The sequence below is a fragment of the Celerinatantimonas sediminis genome (genome assembly GCF_046054195.1).
Lineage (GTDB): Bacteria > Pseudomonadota > Gammaproteobacteria > Enterobacterales > Celerinatantimonadaceae > Celerinatantimonas.
Genome location: NZ_JBEQCS010000001.1, coordinates 47949 through 73765 on the forward strand (window position 1 = coordinate 47949; position 25817 = coordinate 73765).

At 43.7% G+C, this 25817-nt stretch carries 28 protein-coding genes and 1 pseudogene; 6 read left to right on the top strand and 23 right to left on the bottom strand.

Going from position 1 to position 25817, the window contains the following annotated elements; genetic code table 11:
• Positions 1–176 precede the first annotated feature (176 nt).
• The 5 genes from ABTQ23_RS00215 (at position 177) to ABTQ23_RS00235 (ending at position 4184) form a co-directional block, all read left to right on the top strand.
• A complete protein-coding gene (locus ABTQ23_RS00215) occupies positions 177–1025 on the top strand; it encodes a transporter substrate-binding domain-containing protein (RefSeq protein ID WP_408613604.1) in 849 nt (282 codons plus the stop codon).
• 75 nt (positions 1026–1100) lie between these two features.
• Complete coding sequence (gene speB / locus ABTQ23_RS00220; RefSeq protein ID WP_408613605.1) at positions 1101–2042, top strand: agmatinase; 942 nt, start codon at positions 1101–1103, stop codon at positions 2040–2042.
• Positions 2043–2057: 15 nt separating this feature from the next.
• Positions 2058–2717: an amino acid ABC transporter permease gene (locus tag ABTQ23_RS00225; RefSeq protein ID WP_408613606.1), complete on the top strand. Its 660-nt coding sequence runs from the start codon at positions 2058–2060 to the stop codon at positions 2715–2717.
• Between the two features lies 1 nt (position 2718).
• Entirely contained in the window at positions 2719–3387 is a 669-nt protein-coding gene (locus tag ABTQ23_RS00230; protein WP_408613607.1) for an amino acid ABC transporter permease, read from the top strand.
• A gap of 2 nt (positions 3388–3389) precedes the next feature.
• A complete protein-coding gene (locus ABTQ23_RS00235; protein ID WP_408613608.1) occupies positions 3390–4184 on the top strand; it encodes an amino acid ABC transporter ATP-binding protein in 795 nt (264 codons plus the stop codon).
• Between the two features lie 141 nt (positions 4185–4325).
• Here the strand turns inward: ABTQ23_RS00235 and ABTQ23_RS00240 are convergent, their stop codons facing one another.
• Positions 4326–4604: a DUF7660 family protein gene (locus tag ABTQ23_RS00240; protein ID WP_408613609.1), complete on the bottom strand. Its 279-nt coding sequence runs from the start codon at positions 4602–4604 to the stop codon at positions 4326–4328.
• A gap of 291 nt (positions 4605–4895) precedes the next feature.
• Entirely contained in the window at positions 4896–5225 is a 330-nt protein-coding gene (locus tag ABTQ23_RS00245; RefSeq protein ID WP_408613610.1) for a hypothetical protein, read from the bottom strand.
• 269 nt (positions 5226–5494) lie between these two features.
• Between ABTQ23_RS00245 and ABTQ23_RS00250 the strand changes: the two are divergent.
• Positions 5495–5794 (top strand): annotated as a pseudogene (locus ABTQ23_RS00250) (phage integrase N-terminal SAM-like domain-containing protein); the annotation flags it as partial.
• Between the two features lie 266 nt (positions 5795–6060).
• Here the strand turns inward: ABTQ23_RS00250 and ABTQ23_RS00255 are convergent.
• From ABTQ23_RS00255 to mioC, 21 genes are all read right to left on the bottom strand, one after another.
• Positions 6061–6378 carry a HigA family addiction module antitoxin gene (locus tag ABTQ23_RS00255; RefSeq protein WP_408613611.1) on the bottom strand — a complete coding sequence of 106 codons (318 nt, stop codon included), beginning with the start codon at positions 6376–6378 and terminating at the stop codon, positions 6061–6063.
• Positions 6379–6388: 10 nt separating this feature from the next.
• Positions 6389–6676, bottom strand: a complete 288-nt coding sequence (locus tag ABTQ23_RS00260) for a type II toxin-antitoxin system RelE/ParE family toxin (protein ID WP_408613612.1) — start codon at positions 6674–6676, stop codon at positions 6389–6391.
• 408 nt (positions 6677–7084) lie between these two features.
• The gene (glmS, locus tag ABTQ23_RS00265) at positions 7085–8917 is read right to left on the bottom strand and encodes a glutamine--fructose-6-phosphate transaminase (isomerizing) (RefSeq protein ID WP_408613613.1); all 1833 of its coding nucleotides are present in this window, start codon (positions 8915–8917) and stop codon (positions 7085–7087) included.
• A 39-nt stretch (positions 8918–8956) separates the two neighbouring features.
• Entirely contained in the window at positions 8957–9718 is a 762-nt protein-coding gene (locus ABTQ23_RS00270; protein ID WP_408613614.1) for a DeoR/GlpR family DNA-binding transcription regulator, read from the bottom strand.
• A 118-nt stretch (positions 9719–9836) separates the two neighbouring features.
• Positions 9837–10391: a GNAT family N-acetyltransferase gene (locus tag ABTQ23_RS00275; RefSeq protein ID WP_408613615.1), complete on the bottom strand. Its 555-nt coding sequence runs from the start codon at positions 10389–10391 to the stop codon at positions 9837–9839.
• Between the two features lie 72 nt (positions 10392–10463).
• Positions 10464–11828: a bifunctional UDP-N-acetylglucosamine diphosphorylase/glucosamine-1-phosphate N-acetyltransferase GlmU gene (gene glmU / locus ABTQ23_RS00280; protein ID WP_408613616.1), complete on the bottom strand. Its 1365-nt coding sequence runs from the start codon at positions 11826–11828 to the stop codon at positions 10464–10466.
• Positions 11829–11976: 148 nt separating this feature from the next.
• Positions 11977–13176, bottom strand: coding sequence for an arabinose transporter (locus ABTQ23_RS00285; RefSeq protein ID WP_408613617.1), 1200 nt, complete (start codon positions 13174–13176; stop codon positions 11977–11979).
• Between the two features lie 267 nt (positions 13177–13443).
• Entirely contained in the window at positions 13444–13863 is a 420-nt protein-coding gene (locus tag ABTQ23_RS00290; RefSeq protein WP_408613618.1) for a F0F1 ATP synthase subunit epsilon, read from the bottom strand.
• Between the two features lie 37 nt (positions 13864–13900).
• Entirely contained in the window at positions 13901–15277 is a 1377-nt protein-coding gene (gene atpD, locus ABTQ23_RS00295; RefSeq protein ID WP_408613619.1) for a F0F1 ATP synthase subunit beta, read from the bottom strand.
• 36 nt (positions 15278–15313) lie between these two features.
• Entirely contained in the window at positions 15314–16177 is an 864-nt protein-coding gene (gene atpG, locus ABTQ23_RS00300; RefSeq protein WP_408613620.1) for a F0F1 ATP synthase subunit gamma, read from the bottom strand.
• Positions 16178–16200: 23 nt separating this feature from the next.
• A complete protein-coding gene (gene atpA / locus ABTQ23_RS00305; RefSeq protein WP_408613621.1) occupies positions 16201–17742 on the bottom strand; it encodes a F0F1 ATP synthase subunit alpha in 1542 nt (513 codons plus the stop codon).
• A gap of 14 nt (positions 17743–17756) precedes the next feature.
• Complete coding sequence (gene atpH / locus ABTQ23_RS00310; protein WP_408613622.1) at positions 17757–18290, bottom strand: F0F1 ATP synthase subunit delta; 534 nt, start codon at positions 18288–18290, stop codon at positions 17757–17759.
• Positions 18291–18304: 14 nt separating this feature from the next.
• Positions 18305–18775 carry a F0F1 ATP synthase subunit B gene (gene atpF, locus ABTQ23_RS00315; RefSeq protein ID WP_408613623.1) on the bottom strand — a complete coding sequence of 157 codons (471 nt, stop codon included), beginning with the start codon at positions 18773–18775 and terminating at the stop codon, positions 18305–18307.
• 61 nt (positions 18776–18836) lie between these two features.
• A complete protein-coding gene (gene atpE / locus ABTQ23_RS00320; protein WP_408613624.1) occupies positions 18837–19076 on the bottom strand; it encodes a F0F1 ATP synthase subunit C in 240 nt (79 codons plus the stop codon).
• Between the two features lie 53 nt (positions 19077–19129).
• Entirely contained in the window at positions 19130–19915 is a 786-nt protein-coding gene (gene atpB, locus ABTQ23_RS00325; protein WP_408613625.1) for a F0F1 ATP synthase subunit A, read from the bottom strand.
• Positions 19916–19933: 18 nt separating this feature from the next.
• A complete protein-coding gene (locus ABTQ23_RS00330) occupies positions 19934–20320 on the bottom strand; it encodes an ATP synthase subunit I (protein ID WP_408613626.1) in 387 nt (128 codons plus the stop codon).
• A gap of 280 nt (positions 20321–20600) precedes the next feature.
• Positions 20601–21503: a ParB/RepB/Spo0J family partition protein gene (locus tag ABTQ23_RS00335; protein ID WP_408613627.1), complete on the bottom strand. Its 903-nt coding sequence runs from the start codon at positions 21501–21503 to the stop codon at positions 20601–20603.
• 24 nt (positions 21504–21527) lie between these two features.
• A complete protein-coding gene (locus ABTQ23_RS00340; RefSeq protein ID WP_408613628.1) occupies positions 21528–22316 on the bottom strand; it encodes a ParA family protein in 789 nt (262 codons plus the stop codon).
• Positions 22317–22330: 14 nt separating this feature from the next.
• On the bottom strand, positions 22331–22957 hold the full coding sequence (rsmG, locus tag ABTQ23_RS00345; RefSeq protein WP_408613629.1) for a 16S rRNA (guanine(527)-N(7))-methyltransferase RsmG: 627 nt from the start codon (positions 22955–22957) through the stop codon (positions 22331–22333).
• A 12-nt stretch (positions 22958–22969) separates the two neighbouring features.
• On the bottom strand, positions 22970–24859 hold the full coding sequence (gene mnmG / locus ABTQ23_RS00350) for a tRNA uridine-5-carboxymethylaminomethyl(34) synthesis enzyme MnmG (RefSeq protein WP_408613630.1): 1890 nt from the start codon (positions 24857–24859) through the stop codon (positions 22970–22972).
• Between the two features lie 393 nt (positions 24860–25252).
• On the bottom strand, positions 25253–25702 hold the full coding sequence (gene mioC, locus ABTQ23_RS00355; protein ID WP_408613631.1) for an FMN-binding protein MioC: 450 nt from the start codon (positions 25700–25702) through the stop codon (positions 25253–25255).
• Positions 25703–25817 lie beyond the last annotated feature (115 nt).

Genomic DNA, 25817 nt, shown 5'->3' on the forward strand with positions numbered 1-25817 from the left:
TGGCGTGCTCCAAGATAAGTTTTATAAATGATGCATTTCGGTGCAAATAGCTGCAATAACGGTGCATAAGCCAGGCTTATGCGTATCAATTAGCAGATTACGTTTGTCTGAAAAGTACATTGAACTGATGATGAAAACAGCACCACTTCAACCAGTTTAAAAGGAGCACCAGACTGATGAATGTTAAAATTTTTCTGCCCAAACTATTTTGCACACTTGCGTTAAGCCTCACCATTAGCCAACTTGCGCATGCCGACCTACTCTCGCGAATTAAAGCTCGAGGTGAGTTAGTCGTTGCGACCGAAGCGCGTTATGAACCTTTTGAAATGCTCAAAGATGGCAAAATCGTCGGTTACGGTAAAGATATTCTCGATGAAGCCATGAAAGATCTGCCCGGAGTGAAGCTCAAGCAGCTCGATTTGCCGTTTCAGGGGATCCTCGCCGGGCTTAATTCCAAACGTTACGATTTTGTCGCAACGACATTAATGATCACCAAAAAACGAATGGCCCATTATGCCTTTACCAACCCAATCGCAGATGCCTCCGTTGCCATTTTAAAACGCAAAGGTGATGACAGTATTGAAAAACCTGCAGATATGGCGGGCAAAATAATTGGGGTGCAAAGCGGCTCAGAGCAATATAACGCCGTGAAAAAATTTGAGAAAGATGTCCTCATCCCACAAGGGAAAAAGGTCAAAGCGATTGTCGAGTTTACCGACTACAACGAAGCGTACGCAGCACTGGCTTCTCATCGCGTGGATATTGTGCCACAAGCGATTCCAAACCTTGCTCCAATTGTGAAAAAACGCCCTAACCTATTTGCCATTATCCAACCTCCATTTGGTGATAAAAGCTATTACGCATGGGCTGGTCGCAAAGACGCAGACTCCCGCTCATTGGTCGAGTTTTTCAATAAAGAACTTTTGAAAATGCAAAAAAGCGGCAAACTCGCCCAACTCCAGAAAAAATGGTTCGGCTTTACCATGAACGTGCCGCAAGGCCATATCCCAACACCACAAAACTAATACCGATTTTCGCGTAGTGCCGATGACAACTTCGGCACTAAGCTGGCTTTTATTATCACTTCATGAGGTTTCTCAATGGACCAAGACCCAAAAGTACAACCACGTTTTTCTGGGATCCCAACCTTTATGCGCACGCCTTATGTGCCTGATTTAACAGATGTAGATATCGCACTTGTTGGAGTACCTTACGATGGTGGCGTCACTAACCGCCCCGGCTCTCGTCACGGACCTCGCGAGGTGCGCAATCAATCCAGTCTCTGTCGCACAATAAACCAAGCAACGGGGGTTGCTCCTTATGAGCTAGTTAATATTGCTGATGTTGGCGATGCCTTGCCACAAAATCCATTTGAACTTGTCGCGGCTCATCAAAGCATCGAAGATTTCTTTACCCGCTTGCAACAAGCCAACATTTTACCTTTATCAGTCGGCGGCGATCATTCCGTTAGCCTGCCGATTTTACGTGGCCTTGCTAAACAGAATGGACCGGTGGCATTAGTGCATTTCGATGCTCACTGTGACACTGGCGATGATTATTTTGGCTCGCGTTTTCACCATGGTTCACCTTTTAAAATCGCCGTAGATGAAGGCCTAATCGATCCAAAAAAAACCATCCAAATAGGGATTCGAGGAGCGGTTGCTGATAAAGATATCTGGAAATTTAGTTATGACAGCGGCATGCGCGTGATTCCCATAGAAGAGTTCAATGAGCTTGGGGTAAAAGCGGTTATCGAGGAAATTTATCGCGTAGTTGGGAACACCCCAGCCTATATCACCTTTGATATCGACAGCTTAGACCCTGCCTACGCGCCGGGCACAGGCACGCCTGAAATCGGTGGATTATGTACGTTTGACGCCCAGCAGATGGTCCGTGCGCTGGATAAACTGACAATTATTGGCGCAGATGTGGTGGAAGTCTCCCCGCCATTTGACCCCAGCGGAATCACCGCCTTAACGGGTGCCACAATGATGTTTGAGTTGCTCTGCGTGTGTGCTGTGTCGTTAAAAAGACGACTTTAGCACAAGGAGTGAAACATGTTTGATCTGAGTGTTGTCTGGAGCTATCGCGCTGACCTGCTGGCCGGTTTATGGGTCACTTGCTGGATCTCGCTGATTTCGATTGGTATCGGCTTTTGTATCGGAGCCACCACTTGTCTGGCTCGCATGTCGAAAAATACGCTAATCAGCGCTATCACCTCATTTTATATCAGTGTTTTTCGCGGCACACCGCTGCTGGTTCAACTGGGGGTGATCTTCTTTTTTCTGCCGATGCTTGGAGTCGATATTCCCCCTGTTTTGGCAGCGATTATATCGCTATCACTCAATAGCGGCGCATTTCAATCGGAAATCTTACGGGGGGGATTTCAAACGCTGCCTCGCGGTCAAGTTGAAGCAGCTTGGGATATTGGCCTGACCAACTGGCAATGTTTTTATCATATCGAACTGGTACAAGTATTGCGAAAAACCGTGCCGGCACTGGTCAATGAGGTGGTCGATATCATTAAGAATTCATCACTTATCTCGACCATTTCAGTGTCTGAATTAATGCGTGTAACCCAGCAATACTCATCAACCACCTATCGACCACTGGAATTTTTTGTGGCCGCAGGGGCACTTTATCTGCTGTTAACCCTCAGTGCCAGTACGGTTGGCTATTGGGTTGAGCGGCGACTATCCCGTCATCAGGAGTCTTAATATGGATTTTCATCTGTATGTCAGCTACTGGCCTCTTTTGCTGCGGGGCATTTTATACACGCTGTATGTCTGCTCAGGGGCACTGGTGATAGGCCTTTTATTTGGCTTATGTTTGTGCGTTATCTCTCAGCAACGCTTTATCATCATTCGAGCGCTTTATCGTTTGTATATCACTCTATTTCGTGGAACCCCACTGCTCGTTCAGCTATTTTTGGTCTTTTATGGTGGGCCGTTTATCGGGCTTAGATTCAGTGCCGTGCAAGTCGGAATGGGTGGGTTAGGACTTTACACAGCAGCCTATTTTGCGGAAATTTTCCGCGCGGGCTTTGAGAGTATTCCATCGGGGGAAATTGAAGCCGCTTTTGATTTAGGACTGTCCCCTTGGCAAATATTCTGGCATATCCGTATTCCACAAATGCTGGCACTGATTGTTCCCACCGTCCTTAACCAGACCATTTTATTAGTCAAAGAATCAGCGGTGCTATCAATTATCACCGTACCAGAAATGATGAGTGCGGCCACTAAAATGTCGACCGAAACCTATTCTGTTGCCGAACCTTATCTGTTTCTTGGCGTTTGTTACTGGCTGATGACCTTTGCCTTGGCAAAAGCTGCCCGCCAACTTGAAAAACATGCCACCCGTCATTTATTTCAACCCAAAGAGTCTTGAGTATGAAAAAGCCTTATTCCCCTATTATTAAACTTTCTAACCTGTGCAAACGCTTTGGCGATAACTTAGTGCTCAAAGGCATTAATCTGAATGTAGAAGAAGGCGAGGTTTTATCGATTATTGGCGGTTCAGGATCAGGCAAAAGTACCTTATTGCGCTGCATTAACTTTCTAGAAGTCTATGATGAGGGCGAGGTTCTCATTGAAGGACAACTCATTGGTTATGGCAGTGATAACATCGGTAACTATCAGCGTCAATCCAGACGTCTCACACAAAAGAACCTGCGCAATGTTGGCATGGTTTTTCAGCAATTTAATCTTTGGCCCCATAAAACGGTTTTAGATAATGTGATGGTGCCACTCACGCTGGTGGCAGGCTTAGCCAAATCTGAGGCTAAAGAAAAAGCCCTGCAAGTTTTGCAAAAAGTCGGAATGTCACACAAAGCAGACGCCTATCCGGGAGCGCTTTCTGGCGGTCAGCAGCAACGCGTTGCCATAGCCAGGGCGCTGGGGATGGAACCCAAAATTATGCTATTTGATGAGCCGACCTCGGCACTTGACCCAGAACTGGTCGGTGAAGTGCTTAAAGTGATGCGTCAGCTGGCTGAAGAGGGAATGACCATGTTGATTGTCACCCATGAGATGGGATTTGCCGCGCAAGTATCCGATCGCATTATATTTCTGGCCGATGGCAATATTGAGGAGCAAGGAGAGCCAAAATCGTTGATGAGCAATCCCCAATCAGAGCGACTCAAAAGCTTTTTAGCAACCTGGAGTGAACGCAATGGCGGTTGGTGATAGCGGTTTAGCTGTACAAAGAGTGCGTTTATTAAATCGTTAACTCAACACTCAGCATTCTACTTTGTATAAATGGATCAACACGTTGGCATTGGTGTTGATCTCCTTTATCAAAGCCGACAGAACACCGCTTGTTAAATATTACTCATAAATTTTTCCGCAGTATAAAAACACTGCAAATTGTCTCCATTTATTCGTTGCTAGCTCTTCATCTTGCTCCACACCAAAATCACTATCCTCTGCCCACGACAAAGCGCCTTCAAGAAAATCACAAATCGTATTGTTAGCCCAACCGCCACTACTGGACATATCGCTACTTTGATTTTCGTGCTGTTTACAATCAGCAATCAAGGATTGAACAAACAAAAGAAAGCTCTGTTCATCGACCACTGCATCTAATACATCGCTAATATCTTTCATCACGGTCCTATCTGTAGTCGGATAATAAAGTTTGATCATTTTTGAGGTTCTTTACAACTACCCCATTTGGTGAATTGATAATAAACATTGATCAATATCTAGCTCAGTTTTGGACAAAAGCGTGTTAGAACGTCGGTTTGAACAGGTGAATTTCGGATTAAAATTTCTATGGTTTAACGCTGAGCTCAGTTGCAAAATAGCTGGCGCGTCATTTTGGTTTCCAAAATACGTGACAGTTATTTTGTCAATTGCAGCGATTTGTTATGTGCTTTTTCACTAATGTTGAATAATTTAAATTTTGCCCTCAAGCATAAACTTCTCGATTTTTTCGACCATATCCAAACGCGACTTTGTTTTATAGCTTCCCAATCGTTCTTCTTCGACTACTTTACCTTTACGCATTTTGTATGATACAAAAATCGCACAAAACATACCTTCTTCCAAATTTTTGGGATAATACTCAATATCAAGCGACAACATAGGTTCTACCACGTTGCAATCTGCAGAAAAAAGAGTGGTACCATCAAAACAGATAAAATTATCTTCACTAGGATCTTCGTCAATCCACGAATTCCAACTTACAGTCCAGCCCGCAGGTATTCTTAAGGGTTGCAATGCCATTTGTATACATCCAAATATTTTCTATGAATATAATATACAGAATTTTTTCTGGACTCATAATCAAATGAGCACATAACATTTTATTAGTGCGCATGCGCGTTTTCCAAACCTATTATCTCAAATCAAAAATTCATAACTTGTTGATAAACATAAATAATCTGAATTTATTCATGTATAAACGCGCAAAAATTTTTCACTATTTCCCTTGATATCCAAGAATTTCAAATAATACTGTATATAAATACAGCACTATAAGGTTAGGAGTTATCATGAGTCTAAAAAGCCCATTTCTGAAAGGTCTTCAGGAGGAAATGCGTATGCGTGGTTACAGCATTAGAACAGAAAAAACCTATCTGTATTGGATCAAAGCATTCATTAACTTTCACCACAAGCGTCATCCTGAAACAATGGGAACGGAAGAAGTTACACAATTTTTAACCTTTCTTGCTAATCAACGAAATGTGGCTATCAACACACAAAAAATAGCACTTAACGCATTAGCCTATTTGTATCAAAAGCATTTGTGCCATGAGCTTGGGAATTTAGGATTTTGCTATGCGACTAAACAGATGTAGTCGGATAAAAAAGTTTGATCATTATTGAGGATGTTACGACGACCAAACTTGGTGAAGTGATAATAAAGTCTGATCAATATCTAGCTCCGTTTTGGACATTTCCGAGTTAAAGCATTAACTCTAACTCGTCATTTAGAATGAAAATTTCTGTGGGCTAACGCCCGGTTAAGTTGCTGCCAACGCCATAACTCACTTACCGCAACGCACTGAAAAAATAATATTCTTTATACCTCTAGTTGGCAGTCGGCTTGAACCGATTGTTATGTGCGTAGTTCAGTATCTTGCACTGAAAACAAAGGCTTTACTGATTTTGCTTCGTCTTGATAACGATTTCTTGTATCCCACAAATCTACCGAGTGCTGGATATTAAGCCAAAACTCTGGGGTATTGCCTAGCGCAGCCGCAAGTTTAATTGCAAGTGGTGCAGTCAAAGTACCACCGTTAATCAAGTGACTAACTGTATTTCTATGCACACCCATTGCTTCAGCTAAAGTTTTGGATGTAATTTCCATAGGCTCTAAGAACTCAAGCTTGAGCATTTCACCTACACCAACTGGACGACGTTTAGTTCTACGCATTACCCTTACCTCAATATTTATGAGGGTCTAAATAGGTGTCTTCTGCTACACCGTTAACCCATTTAAAAACCAAACGATACTGTTTGTTCACTCGTATAGAGCACCAATCTTTCAAGTTCCCCTCAAGGTGTTCGAACCGGTTACCCGGTGGAACCCTCAAGTCAGATTCAGCTTTTGCTGCATCTAATATTTCAAGCTTACGAAACAAAGCATTCTCGATAGTATTAGGGATTAAACGATGTCGCGCATCCTCTTCGTAGAACGCTTCGAGCCAGTTATCTTTAAAATTTACCGCCATGCTATTGCACAGTCTTATTGTGCATCAATGATACGATAATAGCGCACATTCTCATTGTGCGCAAGATATGCAAATTCATAAATTATCATGAGATGCAGACGATGTTACTGCACCTTGCTATCTATGGCTCTGTGAGCGTATGAGTATTATTTGCCATTAATAAATTAGATTAAAATGCGATCAAATCTATTGCAAAGTAAAAATAGCCTAGCCAATAATGGGGCAAAATTGAGTCAGAAATAATCATCATAAAACGTCAAAAATGATCAAACTATATTAACTTTGATCAAACTTTATTATCCGATTACAGTTGAACTTTGATGATTAAAAAATGGCGATAACCTATTCGATTATCGCCATTTAAACGAGCAGTAGTTGAGCTTTTATAGTTTTATTGAAAGAAAATATCTATTCAACTGTAACTGATTTTGCCAAGTTGCGCGGCTGATCGACATCGGTGCCTTTAATTAAAGCAACATAGTAAGCTAACAATTGTGTTGGAACGGTGTAGATCACTGGGGCAATCAGCTCATCGATATGCGGAAGATTGATAACCTTCATGGTTTCATCGCTTTTGAAGTTAGCGTCTTTATCGGCAAATACATACAACAAACCACCACGGGCACGTACTTCTTCGATGTTCGATTTCAGTTTTTCCAATAATTCGTTGTTAGGAGCCACAACAATAATTGGCATCTGGGCATCAATTAGCGCCAGCGGTCCGTGTTTAAGTTCCCCTGCCGCATAGGCTTCAGCGTGAATATAAGAGATCTCTTTCATTTTAAGAGCCCCTTCAAGCGCGATTGGATACTGACTACCGCGACCTAAAAACAGGCTATGTTGCTTATCGGCAAACTCTTCGGCGAGCTGTTCAATCTCTTTATCAAGGGTCAGCGTCTGCTCAATTTTGGCAGGTAAACTCAACAACCCTTGCACAATTTCCTGCTCTTTAGCTTTATCGAGTCCTTTATGACGGCCAATAGCGACCACCAGCATCAACAATGCAGCCAGCTGTACGGTAAAGGCTTTGGTCGAGGCGACACCAATTTCAACGCCTGCATTCATCATATAAGCCATATCGGATTCACGAACCAATGAAGAGCCCGCAACGTTACAGATAGTCAGTGATGCCATGTAGCCCATATCTTTGGCTAACCGTAAGGCCGCTAAAGTGTCAGCTGTTTCACCACTTTGTGAAAGCGTCACTAACAGGCTATTTTTCGGAACAAATGAACGGCGATAACGAAACTCAGAGGCAATTTCCACATTACAAGAAACACCGGCTAACTCTTCAAACCAATAGCGAGAAACCATCCCTGAGTTATAAGAAGTACCACACGCAATAATCTGCACATGTTCAATATTTGGCAACAATTCCCCGGCTTGAGCGCCAAAGGCACTATCGAGCACACTACCGCCTTTAATGCGCCCTTCTAAAGTCTGTTGCAGTGCTTGGGGCTGTTCAAAAATTTCTTTGGCCATAAAGTGTTTATATTGGCCTTTATCGCCACTGTCATGAGAGGCGCTTGATTCGGTAATTTCCCGTTCAACCAGTTCGCCATTTTTATCAAAGATGGTGACAGACTGACGCGTAATTTGCGCCACATCGCCTTCTTCAAGATAAGAAAAGCGACGAGTCACAGGTAAAAGAGCCAATTGGTCGGAAGCCACAAAGTTCTCACCGAGCCCATAGCCAATCACCAGCGGGCTACCAGAACGAGCAACGACAATGCTTTCAGGATGACGTTTATCCATGATTGCCATCCCATAGGCGCCTTCTAATTGAGAACTAGCCACTTGCACAGCTTCACGCAGCGAGCTATGAGTTTTAAGCAGATCATGAATCAAATGCGCAATCACTTCGGTGTCAGTATCAGAGGTAAACTCATAACCTTTGTCTTTGAGCATTTGCCGAAGTGGCTGATAGTTTTCAATGATACCGTTGTGCACAACCGCAATTGTTCCACATGAAACATGTGGATGAGCATTGCGTTCACTTGGTTCGCCATGAGTTGCCCAGCGTGTATGAGCAATACCCGTTCCACCGTTTAATGGTGATTGGGCTAACGCGTCTTTAAGTGCCTGAACTTTGCCCACACAACGAACGCGCTGCAGCTCACCACTGGCATCAATGGTGGCAACACCAGCTGAGTCATAACCGCGATATTCCAAACGATGTAAGCCTTCAACCAGAATGTCAGCGACATCGCGCTGCGCAACTGCCCCTACAATTCCACACATATCCGTACCCTCAATCTGTTAATTCTGTCGTTAAATTCGTTACGCTAAAATGACCTGGACACCCTGAGCCTCAATGGCTTGTCGGTCTTCATCAGCGATTTGGTGATCGGTAACCAAAGTTGTTATCTGCTGCCACGAAAGTTCGAGGTTGTGCATCTTGCGCCCCACTTTATTGGACTCGGCCATCACGATGACCTCTCTTGAAACATCAGCCATCACGCGGCTCAAACCAAACAGTTCGTTAAACGTGGTAGTGCCGCGTTCAACATCAATGCCATCGGCGCCGATAAACAGCTGGTCGAAGTCATATGACTTGAGCACTTCCTCTGCAACTTTGCCCTGAAACGCTTCTGAATGCGGATCCCAAGTGCCTCCGGTCATCAAAAGTACGGGCTCATTTTCAAGCTCACGCAGTGCAGCGGCTATCGACAAGGAGTTGGTCATCACCACCAACCCTTGTTTGGCTGATAATTCCGGGATTAAAGCGGCTGTTGTTGAGCCTGAATCCAAGATGATTCGATGGTGATCTTTAATTAGTCCAGCAGTAGCAGTTGCAATCAATTTCTTTCGTTTCGAAACTTCTTGTTCGTTTGTTTCGATCAGCAGTTCACTTGGCAAAGGCACCGCGCCACCATAACGACGGAGCAATAACCCATTTTCTTCTAACTCAGCTAAGTCTTTACGAATGGTGACTTCTGATGTATTAAACTGTTGAGCTAGTTGATCAACCTTTAATTCACCCGAGGCATTTAACTGCTCGATAATCAGACGTCGTCGTTGCTGAGTATTACGCTTTGCCATGAAAACAACTTATTTAAGTTTCAAACTGAAACTTATTATGATCAATTCGAAAGATAAGATCAACCCACCGAGCCAAAAATCGGCAGGTTTATTCGGCTCAACAGGAAGGGAGTAAAAATTAAAACTGAAAATGGGGATTGGTTTTGGCGGTAAGAATGTGATCCTGCCATTGGTCATTAATAAATAGATAGTCTTTCGCTATCCCCTCTTTGGCAAAGCCAAGACGTTGCAAGAGTGCACCACTGCGCTGATTTGTTGGAATGTAGTTTGCCATTAATCGATGCAACTTAAGCTGGGTGAATATTTCCGGGATGGCATCCGATAAGATCTCATTCATAACCCCACGGCCTTGATATCTCTCATCTAATCCATAGCCAAGGTGAGCGGCCTGAAAAATCCCACGAACAATATTCGAGACATTAACCGTTGCAATGACTTTTTGCCCATCGCGATCAAGCGCCACCAGCGGCAAAGCAAGATCTTGATGATAAAGTTTTAATAGCGCGGCAATGGTTTGCTGGGTGTTTTTTAATGTGAAATACGCTTCGCTTCTCGGCGGTTCCCAAGGTGCCAAATGGTCGCGATTGCGAATTTTATAGTCGGTTAAAAATGGCGCTAATCCAGGTTGCAGTAACACCACCTGAGCACGTTCGGTCACCAGATGAAACTTCACAGCGGCTCCTTTTTATATGTGAATACAAAATAAAATCGGCATCTGACAAGATGCCGATAACAACGTGTTAGCTTAAGATTTTTTAACTGGCCGCTGCCAATGAGGAACCACAGTTTGAGGCGTTCTAGAAATGGTTAACTGTTCGGCTGGCGCATCCTTGGTCACGGTTGAACCTGCGGCAATTGTTGCGTTTTTGCCAATATGAACGGGAGCAACTAACTGCGAATCACTACCGATGAAAGCACCATCTTCAATCACCGTTTTAAATTTATTCACGCCGTCATAATTACAGGTAATGGTCCCTGCGCCGATGTTCACATTGGCACCAATTTGAGCATCTCCAAGATAAGTTAAGTGGCCACATTTGGAACCTTTACCTAAGGAAGCTTTTTTCATTTCAACGAAATTGCCAATATGGGCATCTTCGGCTAATTTAGCACCTGGTCGCATCCGCGCAAACGGCCCTGCAGAGCTGCCTTTTTCAAGGATAGCGCCTTCAATGACGGTATTGGGTTTAATTTCACAGCCATCGCCAATCTCGCAATCACTTAAAACGCAGTTAGCACCAATACTCACATCATTGCCCAAAACCACTTTACCTTGAAAAACACAGTTCACATCGATAAAGCAATCTGAGCCATGTTCTAAGCTGCCGCGCAAATCAAAGCGGGCGGGATCAGCTAAAGACACACCAAAGGTTAAAAGTTTATTGGCAAGTTTGAGCTGATAAGCTCGCTCAAGGGCGGCTTGCTGCACACGGCTATTTACGCCTGCAACTTCATTAGCGCTTAACGCTTCAACATAACCAATCGAGCGCCCTTCATTCACGGCCAACGCAATCACATCGGTGGCGTAATATTCTTTCTGGGCGTTGTCATTGGAGAGTTTAGACAGAAAATGTTTCCAATCTTTACCACTACTGGCCATGATGCCCGTGTTCACTTCATTAATCGTGCGCTGCTCAGCGCTTGCATCTTTATGCTCAACAATGGCGGTAATATGTCCTTGTGAATCACGAATAATTCGGCCATATCCGGTTGGATCATCCTGTTTCACCGTCAATAGTGCGATGCCATCATCAGGTTTTTCCGCCATTAACCGTTTGAGGGTTTCGGTTTCAACGAGCGGTGTATCCCCGTAGAGCATCAATACCGTTTCATCATCGCTAAAATAGGGAGCGGCTTGTTGCATCGCATGGCCAGTACCAAGTTGCTCAGTTTGTTCGACCCAATTTAGGTCATCCCCTGTTAAGGCTGCTTTTAACTGCTCACCACCATAACCGTAAACCAGATGGATATTGGCACTACCTAGCGCGCGCGCGGTATCAATAACGTGCTGAACCATTGCTTTACCAGCAATCGGATGGAGAACTTTTGCCAGACGAGAATGCATCCGGGTCCCCTTCCCGGCTGCCAGGATAACCACACTTAACTTCATGCACGACTCCAACTAATGATGAGAAAAACGGATATAAAAAAGCTAAGCAATCCATAAATTGCTTAGCTTAGTCATTTCAATTTATAGAGCTGATAGTATAGCAATTTCACATGTTATCTATCAGCCCTAAGACGTATCTCAAAGGTTTTTATGCCGATTGCGAAACTTCTTGTTGGCGGCGAACCAAAGCCATGCGAATAATCAGTACCACCCCAACAGTCGCTGCAACACCACCAATGGCAAAAACACTGCCATAACCATAATGGTCAGCAACAATCCCGGTAATTGGCGCTGAAATACCATAGGCTAAATCCTGAAAGGCTGAAAATGCGCCCAAGGCACTCCCGCGAATATGGGCTGGGATCTCTTTGACCACCACAATCCCCATCGATGGGAAGATCATTGAACAACCAAGCCCAGTTAATAAAGCCCCCGCTAAACCAAAATAGAGATTAGGGGCTAACCACAGCATATACTGACCAATGGCTTCAACAATAATAGAGAGCAAGGCAACTTTGATCCCGCCAATGCGATCAGGCAAAGAACCAAATAATAATCGGGAAATCACAAAGCCACAGCCAAAGAAAGTTAAGCCGGTTCCGGCATATCCCCAATGTTGCTGCATAAAATACAGCGAGCAAAAGGCGCCAATTACCGCAAAACCAATCCCTTGCAAACAAACCACGGCACCCGGTTTAAAGACTTGTCCAACAATTTTAACAAACGGTGGCTGCGCATTACTTTTACTACGAGTTGGTTTCGCCGCTGGAATAGGGATGCTAATTAACCATCCAATGAGCGGCAGGATAACCCCAAGAGTCATCACAACCACAATCCCAGTATGTTGGTAGACACCAACACCAAGTACCGAACCGACCGCAAAAGCGCCATACATGCCAGCACCAACCCAAGCCATGACACGCCCTGAATGACTCGGCCCTAACAGGCCAATTCCCCACAAGTTAATCCCGACCAACGCCTGACTTTCACCAAGGCCTAATAATAATCGGCCAACAATCAATAACGCATAGGCGACCCAAGGGTGTAAACCATGCCAGGTGGAAACTAAGCAGAGTAAACTGGCCACGCCATAACAGGCAAATCCCCGCCAGACACATTTTTTAGCACCATAAGTATCAGCAAATTTTCCTGCATAACCACGCGTTAAAATCGTCGATAGAAATGAGATACCAACAGCTAAGCCGCCGAGTGAATTACTAAAATGTAATCCATGGGATACATAGATAGGGATAACAGGAAGTGCCGTCGCAACGGCTAGATAAGCGATAAATAATGATGCAGTTAGCCAGGCTAGACGAACCGTATCATTTCGCATTTCAACAACCATCTGACTCTCCTAATTGATTCAAAGAGTCCATGCTGTCATAAACGATCAGACACAACGCGCTGCCACGAACAACATGGACTAAACAGCGCGTTGGTTAACGTTAAACGCTTACGATCCGGGATAAACCGAATACAAATTGTTCTGTTATGAAATCATAAATTAACTAAAACATCAAATATTTTTAAAATAAAAATTTCAAATAATCATAAATAAAAAAAGGCAACCAAAATGGTTGCCTTCACTATTTAATAAGCCTTGTTCGTACGCTTAACGACTTTTCACCATATCCAGAACACGCAGCTGAGCAATGGCTTTCATCAACTCGCTGTGAGCCTGAGCATAATCGATATCGCTATGCGGATTATTGATTCGTTCTTCAGCTGATTTTTTCGCTTTTTCAGCTTTAGCGCGATCCAAGTCTTCGCCACGGATTGCAGTATCAGCCAAAACAGTTACTAAGTTTGGCTGAACTTCTAAAATACCGCCCGAAAGATAAATGACTTCCGGTTCTCCGTGTTGTTTAACGATACGAACCATACCGGGCTTAATCGGGGTCAGCAATGGAGCATGGCCATAACGAATACCAAGTTCCCCTTCCTGACCGGTCACCTGAATGCTCTCAACTAGCCCTGAGAACAATTTGTCCTCAGCACTAACCACATCCAGATGGACTGTCATTGCTGCCATGATAGCCTCCTCAATCCACTATCAAAAAGTGGAAAGATTACATTTTCTTAGCGTTTTCAACCGCGTCATCGATAGAACCGCAATACAAGAAGGCTTGTTCTGGCAGATCATCATACTCGCCATTCAAAATGCCTTTAAAGCCGCGGATAGTTTCTTTCAATGGCACGTAAATACCAGGTTCACCAGTAAATACTTCAGCTACATGGTATGGCTGAGTCAAGAAACGTTCGATTTTACGAGCCCGTGCAACTGCCAGTTTATCGTCTTCAGACAGTTCATCCATCCCCAAAATGGCGATGATGTCTTTTAAGTCTTTATAACGCTGCAATACAGTCTGAACACCACGAGCAACGCTGTAATGTTCTTGACCAATAACTAGCGGATCAAGCTGACGACTGGTTGAATCCAATGGATCCACGGCTGGATACAGACCTAATGCTGCAATGTTACGAGACAATACAACGGTTGCATCCAAGTGGGCAAACGTAGTTGCTGGTGATGGGTCAGTCAAGTCATCGGCTGGTACGTATACCGCTTGGATAGAGGTAATAGAACCAGTTTTAGTTGACGTAATACGTTCTTGCAGAACACCCATTTCTTCAGCCAAAGTAGGCTGATAACCAACCGCTGAAGGCATACGACCTAACAGTGCTGATACTTCAGTACCGGCCAAGGTATAACGATAAATGTTATCGATGAACAGCAATACATCACGGCCTTCATCACGGAAGCGTTCCGCCATGGTCAAGCCTGTTAGAGCAACACGCAGACGGTTTCCTGGTGGCTCGTTCATCTGACCATAAACCATGGCCACTTTATCGATAACGCCTGATTCTTTCATTTCGTAGTAGAAGTCGTTCCCTTCACGGGTACGTTCACCAACCCCTGCGAATACAGACAGACCAGAGTGAGCGGTCGCGATGTTGTTAATAAGCTCCATCATGTTGACGGTTTTACCAACCCCAGCACCACCGAACAGACCAATTTTACCACCCTTAGCAAATGGGCAGATAAGGTCAATCACTTTTACACCAGTTTCGAGAAGCTCAATCGCATTAGATTGTTCTTCATAAGTTGGTGCATCACGGTGAATAACATATTTTTCGTCAGTTTTAATTTCACCAACGCCGTCAACAGGTTCACCCAGAACGTTCATAATACGTCCTAAAGTTCCCTCGCCAACAGGCACTTCAATACCTTTGCCAGTGTTACTAGCGGCCATACCACGAACCAGCCCATCAGATGAGCCCATTGCGATACAACGAACAACGCCACCGCCAATTTGCTGCTGAACTTCCAGTACCAAGTCGGCACTTTCAAGCTTCAGAGCATGATAGACGTGAGGCACACTGTCCAGTGGAAACTCAACGTCCACAACAGCGCCAATAACCTGGACGATGTTACCGTTACTCATGTTGATTCCTCTAAATTCTTTATGCTTTCGCTGCCATTAAACTGCTGCAGCCCCGGAGACAATTTCTGTCAGTTCTTGGGTAATGGCGGCCTGACGTTCTTTGTTGTAAACCAACTGCAGTGTGTCTATCAGGCTGCTGGCGTTGTCAGTTGCAGCTTTCATGGAAATCATTCGGGCTGCTTGCTCACATGCCAAGTTTTCTACAGATGCCTGGTACACTTGCGATTCAACATATCGAGACATCAAAGTATTTAAGATATCCCGAGCATCAGGCTCATAGATATAGTCCCAATTGCGTTTAGCAATTTCCGGATCATCTGCTTTAGGCAGAGGCAAAATCTGATCGACTTTTGGTTTCTGGATCATCGTGTTGACGAACTGGTTATAAACCAAAAACAGGCGGTCTAAGCGACCTTCGTCATACGCATCCAGCATCACCCGGACTGTCCCGACTAATTCATCAAGTGAGGGATCATCTCCCAAACCTGAATTTTGAGCCACAACGTGTCCACCGTGGGAGTTGAAAAAACCAGTGGCTTTGGAACCCAAAAGTGCTAAATCAACTTCAACACCTTGGTCATTCCACTGTTTCATATCGCTGATGGCTTGTTTGAACAAGTTAATGTTCAAACCGCCACACAACCCACGGTCACTTGAGACGATGATATAACCAACACGCTTGGCAGGACGTTCTAAAGTATAAGGATGTTTATACTCCAACTTACCAAGCGCGATATGACCGATCATTTTGCGCATTGTTCGTGCATATGGACGACTTGATTCCATACGCTCCTGGGAGCGACGCATTTTACTGGCGGCAACCATTTGCATCGCTTTGGTAATTTTCTGAGTGTTCTGAACACTCCCGATTTTACCTTTAATCTCTTTTGCGCCGGCCATAAAGTTATGCTCCTATCGGTGAATTACCAAGTTTGAGTTGATTTGAAAGCTTCTAACAATGCTTTCAATTTGCCATCAATCTCATCGTTGTAATCACCTGTTTCGTTGATAGTGGCTAACAGTTCTGCGTGTTCTGCTTTTGCATAAGAGAGCAATGCCAATTCGAAATCGACAATTTTCTTCTCTTCAACATCATCCAGGAACCCTTTTTCAGCGGCATACAAGCTAAGAGCTTGTTCAGCAACTGAGCGAGGAGAGAACTGGTTCTGTTTCATCAACTCAGTTACTTTCTGACCATGGTCCAACTGTTTACGAGTTGTATCATCAAGGTCGGATGCAAACTGAGCGAACGCTGCCAATTCACGATACTGAGCCAGAGCTGTACGAATACCACCAGAAAGTTTTTTGATGATTTTCGTCTGAGCCGCACCACCAACTCGAGATACCGAAATACCAGGGTCAACCGCAGGACGAACACCTGAGTTAAACAACTGAGTAGTCAAGAAGATCTGACCATCGGTAATCGAAATTACGTTGGTTGGTACGAACGCTGAAACGTCCCCAGCCTGAGTTTCAATGATTGGCAAAGCAGTCAATGAACCAGATTTACCTTTAACTTCACCCTTGGTGAACTCTTCAACGAAGTCTTCGTTAACCTGAGCGGCACGTTCGAGCAAACGAGAGTGCAGGTAGAACACATCCCCAGGGAAAGCTTCACGACCTGGTGGACGACGCAGCAATAGAGAAACCTGACGATAAGCGACAGCCTGTTTAGACAAGTCATCATAAATAATCAGTGAATCTTCACCACGGTTACGATAATACTCACCCATGGCACAGCCTGAGTAAGGCGCCAGATATTGCAGTGCAGCGGTATCAGATGCTGATGCTGCAACAACGGTGGTATAAGCCATTGCGCCATGTTCTTCTAATTGACGAACCACGTTAGCAATGGTTGATGCTTTCTGGCCAATCGCAACATAGATACATTTAATACCAGCATCTTTCTGGTTAATAATGGTATCTACAGCAATTGCAGTTTTACCAGTTTGACGGTCACCAATAATCAACTCACGTTGACCACGGCCGATTGGAATCATTGCGTCAATTGCTTTTAAACCAGTTTGAACAGGTTTATCAACTGACTTACGAGCCATAACCCCAGGTGCAATAACTTCAACAGGTGAGAACCCATCGTGTTCAACTGCGCCTTTACCGTCAATAGGTTGTCCCAGAGTGTTAACGACGCGGCCCAACAGACCACGGCCAACTGGAACTTCTAAAATACGGCCAGTACTTTTAACTTTATCGCCTTCGGCCAAATCGGCATAAGGCCCCATAACAACCGCACCAACGGAATCACGTTCCAAGTTAAGTGCGAGTGCAAATCGATTGCCAGGAAGCTCGATCATTTCACCTTGCATAACTTCAGCAAGGCCATGAATTCGCAAGATACCATCACTTACAGAAACGATAGTACCTTCATTACGAGCTTCACTTACAACCTGAAACTGGTCAATTCGTTCTTTGATCAGTTCACTAATCTCAGTGGAATTCAGTTGCATGCTCTATTCCCCAATTACGCTTTAAGCGTGTCAGACAGTTTTGCCAGTTGCCCTTTAACAGAGCTATCAATCACTGTATCGCCAGCGGTAATTACCATCCCGGCAATTAAATCACTGTTGACACTGCATTCTAGCTGCACTTTACGCGCAAATCGTTTTTCCAATGCGCTCGATAACTCTTGCAGCTGCGACTGTGACAGTTCGGCCGCACTTTCAACCTGTACGACAATCTCTTTTTGGTGTTCCGCACGGAACTCCATAAATTGTTCACAGACCGAAGGAAGGACTCCTAGTCGTTTGTTTTCAGCCATTACCTTAATCAGGTTCTGACCGTGCTCGTCGAGCGCATCCCCACAAACGTTGACGAAAACGTCAGCCATCAGTTGGGTTTTATCAGCGTTCGATAAAAATTCCTCCATTTGGGAATCTTGAGCGACTAAACTGGCAAATCCCAGCATTTCACCCCATTTATCGATTGCTTGATGCTCCACAGCATACTCAAACGCAGCCTTCGCGTAAGGGCGAGCAATGGTTCTTTGTTCAGCCATAAACCCTTACCCCTCTACAGCTCCTTGAGCACTTGATCGATGATATCTTTATTGGCATCTGCATCGATGGAACGCTGAATAATTTTTTCAGCTCCAAGGACAGAGAGTGCCGCGACTTGAGCGCGCAGCTCTTCACGAAGACGATTACGTTCGGCTTCTAATTCAGCCTGCCCTTGCGAGACGATTTTTTCTCGTTCACTGACAGCTTCTTGTTTCGCTTCATCAAGGATCTGGGCTTTACGTTTATTCGCCTGTTCGATGATGACGGCGGCTTCGTTTTTGGCGCTTTTCAGCTGATCTGAAGATTTAGCTTTTGCTAATTCCAAATCTTTTTTTGCCCGTTCTGCACTTTGTAAACCATCAGCGATTGTTTTCTGACGATCTTCGATGGCTTTCATAATTGGTGGCCATACGAATTTCATGCAAAACCAGACAAAGATAATAAAAGCGATAGCCTGGCCGAGGATGGTTGCATTGAGATTCACTGCAATACCTCTCTAAAATAATGAATAAAATATCAAAAAATAGCGATTAAACACTATTCTTCTAAGCGGCCGCAAACATGACATACAGACCCAGACCAACAGCAATCATAGGGATCGCATCGACCAGACCCATAACGATGAAGAATTGCGTACGTAACAGAGGAATCATATCAGGTTGACGAGCTGCACCTTCCAAATATTTACCACCTAAAATACCGATACCGATAGCAGCACCAATAGCCGCTAACCCCATCATGATACCCGCGGCAATGTACAGCAGATCAAAACTCAAATTTTCCATTAGTTTCTCCAGTTTTCTATCGACTATGTTTATAAAACAATAGAGTTTAAAAATTAATGATCTTCACTTGCCTGAGACAGATATACGATCGTCAGGACCATAAAGATAAACGCTTGCAATGTAATAATCAGAATGTGGAAAATAGCCCACGGAACAGACAGAAGCCACTGAATCCACCATGGCAGCAAAGCTGCAATCAGAATGAAAATCAGTTCCCCTGCGTACATATTCCCAAACAACCGCAGTCCTAAAGATAATGGTTTAGAAAGTAGTGAAACCATTTCCAGGATAAAGTTGATTGGAATAAACGCCCAGTGGTTAAAAGGTTGCATGGTTAGTTCTTTAATAAAACCACCGAGACCTTTAACCTTCAAACTATAAAAGATAACTAAAACAAAGACTGCCAAAGCCATAGACATATCAATATTCACATCGGCCGATGGAACGACGCGCATATTAGGCAAACCAATCCAGTGTTCAGCTACGTAAGGGAGATAATCAATTGGGAGTAAATCCATAAAATTCATCAGGAAAACCCAAACAAAGATAGTCAAAGACAGCGGCGCAATAACTTTATTTTTGCCATGAAAAATATCTTTAACGGAGTTATCCACAAACTCGACAATTATCTCGATAAAACATTGCATCTTACCCGGTACACCATGGGTAGTCGCTTTTTTTGCACAGGCTCTAAATAACCATAAAAAAAGCACACCTAATAGGACCGACCAAAACAATGAGTCGATGTTGAACTGCCAAAAACCAGTCCCAACCTGCAGATTATGCAAGTGGTGTGATATATATTCAGCAGAAGACATCTGTTCTCCAGTTGCAGCCATACAATAAGCCCCACTTAATTATCTACTTTGAAATATAAGTAAAAGAGTAAAACAGTGCGCCAATACACTTACGATAAAGCTAAACAATACAGCTAAAGCATTAACCGCAAAAAGATGTATAAAAACAACACCAAGTCCTACTACCAAAGCCAGTTTCATTGCCTGACCAATATAGATATTTTTTACCGCTAATTCTGGCGACAAAATACTATATTTTCGAAGAGAAAATAACATAAAACACCAGTTAGAAATAAAAAATATCATGGAACCCACAAAAACAGATAAAACAATTTGTTTTTGTTTAAATAACGCAGTCCCAAATACTAAGAGGCAGATAAAACAGGCCTGGAGACCAATCAGGAAAAACACTCGCCGGCGCGTATACTCAAAGAAATGTCCCGACACGAAAAGACTCCCTGGCTGAATCGGTAATAGGCCCGTCTGCCACCAACAAAATTGCAATTATACGTTGCTAAATAGCCATTGCAATGTTGTTAACAACGCTAAATTTTTTCACAAATATAACTTTCGCGTTATATAACAGAGCTATTTCATCAATAGAAACCAGCCATCCATATATTCAACCTGTTGCCTTTATAAGGCGTTGACTCATGTCAATTTATTACATGGTAATATGATGATTTCAGTGATTAGAGAAATAAACTTACAAAACAAATGCATTATTTTAGTTAAATTTATTAATGATTTGATCTAATTCGGCTAAAGATGTGTAGTTGATCACTAATTTACCTTTACCTTGTTTGGATTGCTGTATTTTTACAACAGAACCAAGCTGTTCCGATAAACGTTGCTGTAATCTTTCAACATCCGGATCTAAGGGGGTAGAAACGGAACTAGAGGAGGGGTTTAATAACTTTTTAACTAACTTTTCGGTCTCACGAACCGTCAAGCCTTTGGCTGCAATTATGCGACCTGCTTCAACTTGTTTTTCACCATCAAGCGATAATAATGCTCTGGCATGGCCCATTTCTAGGTCTCCATGCTCTAAAAGCTGCTTAACATCGTCAGTTAATCCGTTTAGGCGCAATAAATTACTAATTGCTGTACGCGATTTACCAACCGCATCCGCGACCTGTTGATGGGTGAGCGAAAATTCATCTAATAAACGCTGTAAAGCCACCGCTTCTTCCATCGCATTAAGGTCTTCACGCTGAATATTTTCAATCAGCGCCATCGCAATAGCGGCATTATCATCAACGTTTTTAACCAGACAAGGGACGTCATGCAAGCCTGCTAATTGAGCACCACGCCAACGTCGTTCACCTGCAATAATTTCAAATTTTTCGTGATCAACAGGGCGAACCACAATCGGTTGAATAACACCTTGAGCCTGAATCGATTGTGCGAGCTCTTCAAGAAGCTCGCTCGACATGTCTTTACGTGGTTGATAACGCCCAGGTTTTAGCCATTCAATGGGCAATGTCCGCAGGGTTTTATCCGATTGAGCTGCACGCTCATCTTGTTCGCTGGAAGCTGAAAACTCAGACTGTTCTCGCTGACGCGCAGAATGACTAGTGCTCAGCAGCACATCTAAACCTTTACCTAGACCACGTTTACGAGACGTCATTGAAAAATCAGCTCCCATGAAAAATTAACTCGCAACTTTTGTTCGACTGGATTCCTGACGACGGATAATTTCGCCAGCTAATGCCAAATATGCTTTCGCACCATTAGAAGTTTTATCGTAATACATAGCGGGTTTACCGAAACTAGGTGCTTCCGCTAAACGGACGTTGCGAGGAATAACAGTCCGGTATACTTTTTCGCCAAAATGCTGTTTAAGCTGTGCGGCAACATCAGCAGCGAGACGATTTCGCGGATCGAACATGGTTCGCAAAATCCCTTCGATTTTAAGATCTGGGTTTACTATTGAGGCTAATTTGCTAATAGTGTCCATCAACGCCGTTAAGCCTTCTAAGGCATAATATTCACACTGCATGGGCACTAACACCGAATCGGCTGCAGCCATGGCATTCACTGTCAACATATTCAGCGATGGCGGACAATCAATAAATATATAATCGTAATACTCACGAACCGGAGCAATAGCATTGCGCAGACGAACTTCGCGGGCAAAAAACTCCATCAGCTTAATTTCAGCGGCAGTTACATCAGAATTTGCAGCTAGCAAATCATAACCACCGGATGTTTCATGCACTAAAACATCATTGATGGGTTCTTCGTCAACCAGTAGTTCATAACTTGTTTTAGGCACGTCATATTTGTCAACGCCGCTGCCCATCGTCGCGTTCCCTTGTGGGTCGAGATCGATTAACAATACTTTACGTTTAGTCGCAGCCATAGAAGCTGCCAAATTAACGCTGGTCGTTGTTTTGCCGACACCACCTTTTTGGTTGGCAACCGCAATCACTTTAGCCACAGGCACTCTCTGTTTTAATCTGAAACTGGTTCAATGATAATGAGATGACGCTGCTCTGCAAGTCGTGGAACTTGTAACTTAATAATATCACGGACTTTTAGCTCAGCATCTAAGGTTTCAATTTCCGACTCAGGGATACTCCCTTTCAATGCATAGAATTTACCATGATTTGTCGGTAAGTGAGAACACCACTGTAACATATCACTCAATGAAGCAAAGGCTCTGCTTAAAACTCCATCAAATTTTTCCTCTGGCTGATATTTTTCAACCCGCGACTGCACTGCGCTGACGTTATTAAGTTTTAACTCATAACAGACCTGTTTGATAAAGCGAATTCGCTTACCCAATGAATCCAGCAGCACAAACTGTTTATCAGGGTTGACGATTGCCAGCGGTAAGCCTGGTAATCCGGGACCGGTGCCCACATCGATAAACCGCTCACCTAACAGATGTTCACTAACCACCAGTGAATCAAGAATATGACGAGTTAACATCTCTTTGGGCTCGCGCACCGACGTTAAATTATAGGCCTTATTCCACTTATCGAGTAATTCAACCAATGCAATAAGCTGGTCAATCTGACCAGCCTCAAGGTTAAGCTTAGCTTCTTTAAGCAGCTCATTTAATAAAGATTTTAGCACCCGATCACCTTTTTATGCGGATTTACGCACTAAATCATGTTTTTTGAGATAAACCAGCAAAAGTGAAATAGCAGCAGGAGTCACCCCAGAAATCCGCGAGGCCTGGCCTAAGGTTTCAGGTTGCGCTTCTTTGAGTTTGGCCACAACTTCGTTGGACAAACCACTAATTTGGCTAAAATCGATATTATGGGGCAACAATGTTTGCTCATGACGCCGAGATTTTTCAATTTCTTCAAGTTGACGTTTGATGTAACCATCATATTTAACCTGAACTTCAACCTGTTCGGCGGCACTTGGCTGCGTGATGCCAGGACCAAATAAATCCAGAGACATCAGTTTGTTATAGGTCATCTCAGGGCGACGTAAAATCTCTTCTAGACGGTGCTCACGGTTAAGTGGATTTTTCAAAAGCGGATTTAGCTTGTCAATTCCAGGGGTGCGCGGATGAACTAACGTTGAGCGCAGCCGTTGACGCTCTTGTTCAACAGCTTCGATTTTATCGTTAAACAGTTGCCAGCGATGATCATCGACCATTCCGAGTTTACGGCCAATTGGAGTTAAACGAATGTCGGCATTATCTTCACGCAGCAATAAACGATATTCTGCGCGGCTGGTGAACATGCGGTAAGGTTCTTTCGTACCTAATGTTGAAAGATCGTCAATTAACACCCCAACGTAAGACTCTTCACGCCGTGGTGCCCAACCTTCTTCATCCCAAGCCATACGAGCGGCGTTGAGCCCGGCAATTAAACCTTGCGCACCCGCTTCTTCATAACCGGTTGTCCCATTGATTTGGCCGGCAAAAAATAGTCCTTGAATGTGTTTGTTTTCAAGGGTCATTTTCAGATCGCGAGGGTCAAAATAATCATATTCAATTGCATACCCAGGACGCAGAATATGCGCGTTTTCCAAGCCTTTAATGGAATGTACAAGCTCGACTTGAACATCAAACGGCAGGCTGGTGGAGATCCCATTTGGATAAACTTCGTTAGTGGTTAACCCTTCCGGTTCCATGAAGATCTGATGGCTATCTTTGTCAGCAAAGCGGGTTATTTTATCTTCAATTGACGGGCAATAGCGCGGACCGACCCCTTCGATCACACCGGTAAACATTGGGCTGCGATCCAATCCACCTTTGATGATCTCGTGGGTTTTTAAATTGGTATGCGCGATATAACACGGGATCTGCTCTGGATGATCGTTGCGATTGCCAATAAACGAAAATACGGGCTCAGGATTATCACCAGGCTGCTCTTTCATCACCGAGTAATCAATGGTTCGTCCATCGATCCGTGGAGGCGTGCCTGTTTTTAAACGGCTGATTCGAAGTGGTAATTCATGTAAGCGCTCAGCTAAACGCTGCGCTGGTGGATCGCCTGCTCGGCCACCTGCGTAGTTATCTAAGCCAATATGAATGCGTCCAGCCAAAAACGTTCCAACGGTTAATACAACCGTTTTGGCATGAAAAGTTAAGCCGCTTTGAGTTACAACGCCAGTTACCTTCTCACCTTCAACCACTAAGTCATCACAGGCTTGTTGGAACAGGTATAAATTAGGCTGGTTTTCCAGCATTTGGCGAACGGCTGCTTTGTATAGAATTCTATCTGCTTGGGCCCTGGTTGCTCGAACAGCTGGGCCTTTGCTTGAATTAAGGGTACGAAATTGAATGCCACCACGATCAGCAGCTTGTGCCATGATCCCGCCCATTGCATCAATCTCTTTAACCAGATGTCCCTTGCCGATCCCACCAATAGCTGGATTACAGGACATTTGTCCAAGTGTTTCAATATTGTGTGTTAGGAGCAGTGTTTTACGCCCCATTCGAGCTGCAGCACTAGCAGCTTCTGTGCCGGCATGACCGCCACCAACCACGATCACGTCAAACTGCTGATTTAAGAACATCTGATTAACCCCATAAATCTCTAATGATCCCTTATGTAAGGGGGTGTGTATTCTACCGATTTAATGGCTCAGAAGAAACGATCAATTTTTTATAGGATCAGCTTAAAGATCGTTATTAATTATATAAGATCTTATTTAAAGATCTTTTTTATTAGATCTACTACTAAGGGGACGGTTTTCTGTGATTAACTGGAAAAAAATGCTTTAGATCATTAGTTTATATCAGATCAAAAGATGTGCTTAACCTTTGATCTGATCGCGTAGAAGCTGGGATCAAGATCCTTACTTATCCACAGCAGATCGGCAGTCCTAAGTTATCCATAGGAATAACATTGCTCAGATCAGAGGATATTGATCCCGTTATTCACAATTTATTCGCTGATTGTGGATATATTATTGAGCTTCCAATACATTTCGCCAACCAGGAAGCCATTCTAATGCTGCATCTTCAGGTACGGGTTGCTCTTCAGCATCAATTTCTAAGCGATCACCAATGCGTGTTGCACCTAGTTTGCTAAGCAGTTCATCCATATGTCGTCCAGCCTGACAGTACGTGTCATATTGGCTAGAGCCTAACGCAATAATGCCGTATTTAACTTTACTAAGGTCAGGGCTTTTTGCTTCAAGTTGGTCAACAAAGGGCTGAATATTATCAGGAAAATCACCAGCGCCGTGAGTTGATGTACAAACTAACCAGATATGGCTGCCATCGGTTGTAAGTTCTTTTAAGTCGGCATCCAGATGTTGTGTTACCTGGTGTTTGTCCATTAAATTCTGTTCTAATTCGTCGGCTACATATTCAGCTGCACCCATCATAGATCCCACGATGAGATCAATGTCCATAACGGCTCCTCACTCAAAAAGAAGATAAAAATAAACGCATATTTTTGTGGATGAATATTTTCTCGTTAGCTATTTTCCACAAAATGCTGTTGCGACTATAAATTAAGATCGAATA